The 5,786-nt window shown below is 73.7% G+C and carries 5 protein-coding genes and 2 pseudogenes; 1 reads left to right on the top strand and 6 read right to left on the bottom strand.

Features of this window, described 5'->3' with window-relative positions; all coding sequences use genetic code 11:
• The 3 genes and pseudogenes from HCJ92_RS21380 to HCJ92_RS21370 form a co-directional block, all read right to left on the bottom strand.
• Nucleotides 1-365 (bottom strand): annotated as a pseudogene (locus HCJ92_RS21380) (hypothetical protein); the annotation flags it as partial.
• Nucleotides 366-588: 223 nt separating this feature from the next.
• On the bottom strand, nucleotides 589-1,995 hold the full coding sequence (locus tag HCJ92_RS21375) for an NAD(P)/FAD-dependent oxidoreductase (protein ID WP_167935250.1): 1,407 nt from the start codon (nucleotides 1,993-1,995) through the stop codon (nucleotides 589-591).
• Between the two features lie 466 nt (nucleotides 1,996-2,461).
• Nucleotides 2,462-2,998, bottom strand: a complete 537-nt coding sequence (locus HCJ92_RS21370; protein WP_167935249.1) for a DUF5753 domain-containing protein — start codon at nucleotides 2,996-2,998, stop codon at nucleotides 2,462-2,464.
• A gap of 58 nt (nucleotides 2,999-3,056) precedes the next feature.
• Here HCJ92_RS21370 and HCJ92_RS25170 point away from each other — a divergent pair.
• Nucleotides 3,057-3,419, top strand: a pseudogene (locus HCJ92_RS25170) (class I SAM-dependent methyltransferase); the annotation flags it as partial.
• Nucleotides 3,420-3,505: 86 nt separating this feature from the next.
• On the opposite strand, the gene HCJ92_RS21360 reads toward HCJ92_RS25170, so the two are convergent.
• From HCJ92_RS21360 to HCJ92_RS21350, 3 genes are read right to left on the bottom strand one after another with little or no spacing between them, the layout of a single operon-like run.
• Nucleotides 3,506-4,534, bottom strand: coding sequence for a Ppx/GppA phosphatase family protein (locus HCJ92_RS21360; protein WP_167935248.1), 1,029 nt, complete (start codon nucleotides 4,532-4,534; stop codon nucleotides 3,506-3,508).
• On the bottom strand, nucleotides 4,531-5,073 hold the full coding sequence (locus tag HCJ92_RS21355) for a DUF501 domain-containing protein (RefSeq protein WP_167935247.1): 543 nt from the start codon (nucleotides 5,071-5,073) through the stop codon (nucleotides 4,531-4,533). The genes HCJ92_RS21360 and HCJ92_RS21355 overlap by 4 nt, the downstream gene beginning before the upstream one ends.
• A 53-nt stretch (nucleotides 5,074-5,126) precedes the next feature.
• Nucleotides 5,127-5,615 (bottom strand): septum formation initiator family protein, encoded by a 489-nt coding sequence (locus HCJ92_RS21350; RefSeq protein ID WP_167935246.1) that lies wholly within the window; start codon nucleotides 5,613-5,615, stop codon nucleotides 5,127-5,129.
• Nucleotides 5,616-5,786 lie beyond the last annotated feature (171 nt).

Below are 5,786 nucleotides of genomic sequence, written 5' to 3'. Positions count from 1 at the left end.
GGTTCCAGGACTACCGGGACGTCGGCGACGGCCCGTACGACGCCATCGCCTCCGTCGGCATGGCCGAGCACGTGGGCGCGGCGGTCGCGGGGGCCGTGCTCGGGCAGCGTCAGCCGTTCCAGGACGTCGTAGAGGTCGCCGGGGACGGTGATCTCGCCGGCGACCCAGGCGCGGGCCAGTCCCATGCGGTCCGGCCGCCACAACAGGCGGCGCAGGGCGCGGCGGTGACGCACCTCCACCAGGGGCGCGTCCGGGGGCCCGGCCTCGCTGCCGTCCCAGGCCCGCAGCCGGAAGGACGGCGGCTCGCCGACGATCTCCTCGGCCAGGCGTGCCAGGCGGTCCGCGACGGGCGTTGTGCCGATCATGTTCCCAGCCAAGCACCGGGCCGCGGTCGGCGCTTGTCCACCTGCTCCGCACGCGGGGCGCCACCACCCGCACGGGCGCACCGCCGCTTCCTCGTCCGGGCGCGTGCCGGGGCGGGGCGGGCCGCCGGGCCCGCGGGAGGGGCGCGGGTCGGGGCCGCGCACGACACCGCCGCCGTTCCCCGGGCGGAGAACGGCGGCGGAGGACGGGACGACGGAGCGGGCGTCAGCCGGCGCTGGTGGCCTCGGCCTTCTCCTTCTTGCCGCTCTCGGCGACGGGCTCGACCGGCGCGGGGCGCGGGACGGCCGGTGCCGGACGGGCGGCGGCGGAGAACTCGTGGCGCGGGTTCTCCATGGCACCGAGGGAGACGACCTCGCGCTTGAGGAACAGGCCGAGCGTCCAGTCGGCGAAGACCCGGATCTTCCGGTTGAAGGTCGGGACGGCCATGCCGTGGTACGTGCGGTGCATGTACCAGGCCAGCCGGCCGCGCAGCCGGATGGTGAACTTGCCGAACTTGATCATCGCGACGCCCTTGCGGAGGCCGAGACCGGCGACGGCACCCTTGTTGGCGTGCTTGTAGTCCTGCTGGGGGAAGCCCCGCAGCTCGGAGATCACGTTGTCACCGAGGACCTTCGCCTGCCGGAGCGCGTGCTGCGCGTTCGGCGGGCACCAGTCGCCCTCGCCCTCGACGAGGTTGGGCACCTGGGCGTTGTCGCCGGCGGCCCAGACGTGGCCGAGGCCGCGGACCCGGAGGGTGGGCTCGACGTCGACGTGTCCACGGGGGCCGAGGGGCAGGCCGAACTCGGCGAGGACCGGGTTGGGCTTGACGCCGGCGGTCCACACGATGGTGGCGGAGTCCGCCTCCACCCCGTTGCTGAGCACGACGCGGCCGTCGACGCAGGACTTCATGGAGGTGCCGAGGTGGATCTCCACCCCGCGCTTCTCCAGGTGCTCGCGGCCCCACTCGCCGAGCTTGGGCCCGACCTCGGGGAGGATCTTGTCGGCGACGTCCACCAGCAGGAAGCGCATGTCCTCGCGCTTGATGGAGGGGTAGTACTTCGCCGCGTCGCGGGCGAGGTCCTCGATCTCACCGATGGTCTCGGCACCGGCGAAGCCGCCGCCGACGAAGACGAAGGTGAGCGCCTTGCGGCGGATCTCCTCGTCGGTGGTGGAGTCGGCGCGGTCGAACTGCTCCAGCACGTGGTTGCGGAGGCCGATGGCCTCCTCCACGCCCTTCATGCCGATGCCTTCCTCGGCGAGGCCGGGGATCGGGAAGGTGCGGGAGACGGCGCCCATGGCGACGACGAGGTAGTCGAAGGGAACTTCGTAGGCGGGTCCGACCAGCGGGGCCACAGTGGCGACCCGGCGGTCCTGATCGATGGTGCTGACCCGCCCGGTGAGCACCTCGGCGCCGGGGAGAACCCGTCGCAGCGGCACGACGACGTGACGCGGCGAGATACTGCCGGCGGCTGCTTCCGGCAGGAAGGGCTGGTACGTCATGTACGAGCGCGGGTCGACGACCGTGACAGTCGCCTCGCGGTAACGCATCTTCTGAAGGATGCGACGCGCGGCATACAGGCCGACATACCCGCCCCCCACGACGAGGATTCGCGGACGCTCCGTGGTGCTCATGCTTCGAGTATCCACCCACCCCCCGGGGGGTGCTCGTGAGGGGGTTCACAAGCTACCGAGGTACCTCTGTTACACTCCCGGCCACCTTCCTGCCGCGGCTCCGCCTCCCGGGGGACGCGCACCGCCCTGACGTGCAGATTCTCTGCCACGGGCGGCGTCCGGGCAACAGGTTTCATACACCGGACATGCGGCCGAAGAGCCCCCGAAACACCCGGGGACGCCTGGTCGTCCCACCTGGTGGACCCGCCACGCCGAAGATCCGCCCGAAAGGCCGACGATCCATGTGAAGAAGTTCACGAAGCTTGTCGCGGGCGACGCGCCGACCGTCCCCCGACCGGTCCCCAGCATGCCGCGACGGCACCGCCGCGCGCACGGGGCCGACCGGCCCGGCGCCGTCCCGAACGCCCCCGTGACAACCGCCGACGCGCCGTCACCGACCCGGCGGGCCGGGCGCCGGCGGGCCGCCTCAGGGCCGGTCGAGAGCCTCCACCGCACGCGTGATGAGCGCTCGGGCTTCGGCGCCGTACACAGCCATGCTCCGCAGGCGTTCGAACGCCGCGGCGTACTGTGCGACCTCCTCGGGCTGCGTCACCGTGAGATCCGCCGAGACCAGCTCGACCGTCACCCGAGCACTGTCGTACATGTGGAACGTTTCCTCGGGCCAGTGCAACCGCGTCGTGTCCATCGGGATGACGCCGAGAGAGACGGCCGGCAACGCACCAGCCGTGAGCAGGTAGCCGAGCTGAGCTCCCATGGAGTCGGCGCCGGCGACTCGATACCGGAGGACGGACTCCTCCACGACCACCACAAAGCGGCGCCCCTGCTCGTGGATGATCCGCGACCGGTCCAGGCGGGCACGCACCGCACCCTCAATGTCCTCCGTCGGCAGGCCGTGCACGGTCGAGGCAATCCCGAGCACCGCACGCACATACCCCGCCGACTGGAGAATTCCCGGGACCAGACCGGCCGAGTAAAGGCGGTGCACCGTCGCCGCGCGGAACACCTGCGTCCGGCTCTCCTGTATGTGCCGCAGCCCCGCGCGTACCTCGTCCCGCCACCTCGTCTGCGGCGACGTGCTTTCCGTGCTCGCCGCGGACCCGCAGCGCTGGGACGCGATCTGCTCGATGTTCGGTGCCGCCTGGTTCGTCGACCCCTCGCGGCTGTTCCCGCTCGTTCTCGACCGCCTGACGCCGGACGGCCGGTTCGTGTTCTCGCAGCCGCCGGCCATCCCCGGCGCCTACGGCCCGCAGGGGATGTACAAGGGTGGCTTCGCGGGCCGGGCCCGGTTCACCTATCGCTACAGCTACCGCCCCGAGGTGTGGCAGCGGCACCTGACGCGAGCCGGGTTCGTGCGAGCCGAGGCTACTGTGCTGGAGGCGCCGACCCCGGGCCACATCGGCACGCTCATCGTGCGCGCGGACGCTCCCGGGAACGGCCCCACCGACACACGACCGTGCCGCGCCGTGCCGCACCGCGACGGATCGGCTGCGACCCGTCGGGGCCGGGGGCCTCAGCGGGCGGGGCGCACGGCCTCGGCCGCTGAGAAGGCGATGCCGTCGAGGATGTCGTGCTCGCTCACCAGAACCTCCGACACGCCCGCGCGTTCCATCACGGCGAGCAGCACCAGCGCGCCCGCGGGCAGCACGTCGACGCGCCCCGGGTGGATCACCGCGTGCGCGGCGCGCTCCGCGTGGCTGGTGGCCAGCAGCATCTCCGAGATCTCGCGCACCCGCTCCAGCGAGACCCGCGACCGGTGGATCGCCACCGAGTCGTAGGCGTCCAGGCCGAGTGCCAGCGCGGCGACCGTGGTCACCGAACCGGCCAGCCCGACCAGCCGCTGCGCGCCGCGGAGCTCCACGCTCTCCTCGGCGAGGTCCAGCGCGGCCTCGATGTCGGCGCGCAGCGCCGCGACCCGCTCCGGGGACGGTGGTTCGCCGAGCACACCGCCCGCCGGGGTGCCGTCGGTGAGGTGACGCTCGGTGAGGCGCACGCAGCCGATGTCGACGCTGCGCGCGGCCCGGACGCTCTCCGCGCCCAGCACGAACTCGGTGGAGCCGCCGCCGATGTCGACGACGAGGGAGTCGCCGCCGCGGCCGTCGCCGGGCAGGCCGCGGGTGGCGCCGGTGAAGGAGAGCCGCGCCTCCTCGTCGCCGGTGACGACCTCGGGGGTCACCCCGAGCAGGTCGCGGACGCCCGCGGTGAACTCGTCGCGGTTCTCGGCGTCCCGCGAGGCGGAGGTGGCGACGAACCGCACGGCTGCCGGGTCGACACCGAGGGCGGAGATCGCCTCGGCGTACTGCCGGCAGGCGGCGAAGGTCCGTTCCAGCGCCTCGGGCGCGAGCCGTCCGGTGCGGTCCACGCCCTGGCCGAGCCGGACGATCTCCATGCGGCGGTCGAGTGAGGTGAGGCGGGAGCCGTCGGGAGCGACGTCCGCGACGAGCAGGCGGATGGAGTTGGTGCCGCAGTCGACGGCCGCGACCCGGGTCGCGCCGTCGGCGGGCCCCGCCGGGGCGGTCCCGTGGGTGTCGGCTCCGGTCACTGGTCCTCCTCCGGCCCCGCGGGCGAGCACGCCGACACGCAGGGCCCCTTGCGCCACCACTCGGGCAGCATGGCGATGGCCTCGTCACCGAGCGGGTTGACGCCCGGTCCGGCGACCAGCGAGTGGCCCACCAGAACGTGCAGGCACTTCACCCGGTCGGGCATGCCGCCGGCGCTGGGGAACCCCTCCAGCACCTCGATGGCGTCCCGGCGCCGCAGGTAGTCCTCGTGGGCCGCCCGGTAGGCGTCGGCGAGGTCGGCGTCCTCGGCGAGCCGCTCGTTCATCTCGCGCATCACACCGTCGGACTCCAGGGTCCCGATGGCTGAGGCGGCACGCGGGCAGGTCAGGTAGTACGTGGTCGGGAACGGGCTGCCGTCCTCCAGGCGCGGCGCGGTCTCCACCACGTCGGGGTTGCCGCAGGGGCAGCGGTGGGCGATGGCGCGCAGGCCGCGCGGCGGGCGGCCCAGCTGCTGCCGGAACGCCTCGATGTCGGCGTCGGTCGGCTCGGAGTGCTCGGTCAGCGGGGGTGGGGTGTCCATCTGCTTCAATCCAGGGTCGGGAGGGGCACGGCGCGACCGCCCGGCGGGCGGCCTCAGCGTGGCTCGTCGGCCCGGTCCACGCCGTCCCAGAGGTTGTCATACCAGGGACGGTTGGCGCCGCTGCGGTCACGGTGGCGGCGGTCGTCCGGTTCGGCGCTGCCCACGTCGGGGAGGGTGAAGCCGACCTCGCCGGGACGTACGTAGTGCAGGTGGCGGCGGGCCTGCTGCTCGACGTAGGCGTCGTCCTGCCAGCGGGCCTTCTCGTCGCGCAGCTCCTCGACGCGCTGCTGCGCCTGCTCGGCCTGGCGCCGCTGGTCGCCGATGTCGGACCGCTGGGAGATGTACTGCCGCAGCGGGTACGCCAGCGCCACCATCAGGGAGCAGATGACGAGCGCCAGCACGGCGGCGCGGCCGGTGAGGCGCGAGCGGCGGGGCGGGCGGCGCAGCCGGCGGTTCTGCGCGCGGTAGACGCGCTCGGCGGCCTGCTCACCCAGCACCTTGAGCCTGGTCGTGGTGGAGAACCTGCTCCGACCCGCGGACACACCGCCTCCTCAGTCACCCGTGGATTCCCGGCCACCGTACGGGACGGGTCCCGGCGGCGGGCGCGTTGGGCCCGGCCGTGCCGCGCGTGTCCGCCGGACGCGGGGGCACGCCGAAGGCGCCGGGCACGAGGCCCGGCGCCGGAAGGACGCGGCGTCCGCCCTGCGGTCGCC

It is taken from the genome of Streptomyces spiramenti, assembly GCF_012034385.1.
In the GTDB taxonomy this organism is placed as follows: Bacteria; Actinomycetota; Actinomycetes; order Streptomycetales; family Streptomycetaceae; genus Streptomyces; species Streptomyces spiramenti.
The sequence above is the reverse complement of the archived record's forward strand: the minus strand, read 5'-3'. Positions and strand labels throughout refer to the sequence as shown.

Excerpts from the sequence above, each read along its gene's own strand:
- HCJ92_RS21375 (WP_167935250.1), bottom strand. The coding sequence starts at position 1,995 with ATGAGCACCACGGAGCGTCCGCGAATCCTCGTCGTGGGGGGCGGGTAT.
- HCJ92_RS21355 (WP_167935247.1), bottom strand. The coding sequence starts at position 5,073 with ATGGACACCCCACCCCCGCTGACCGAGCACTCCGAGCCGACCGACGCC.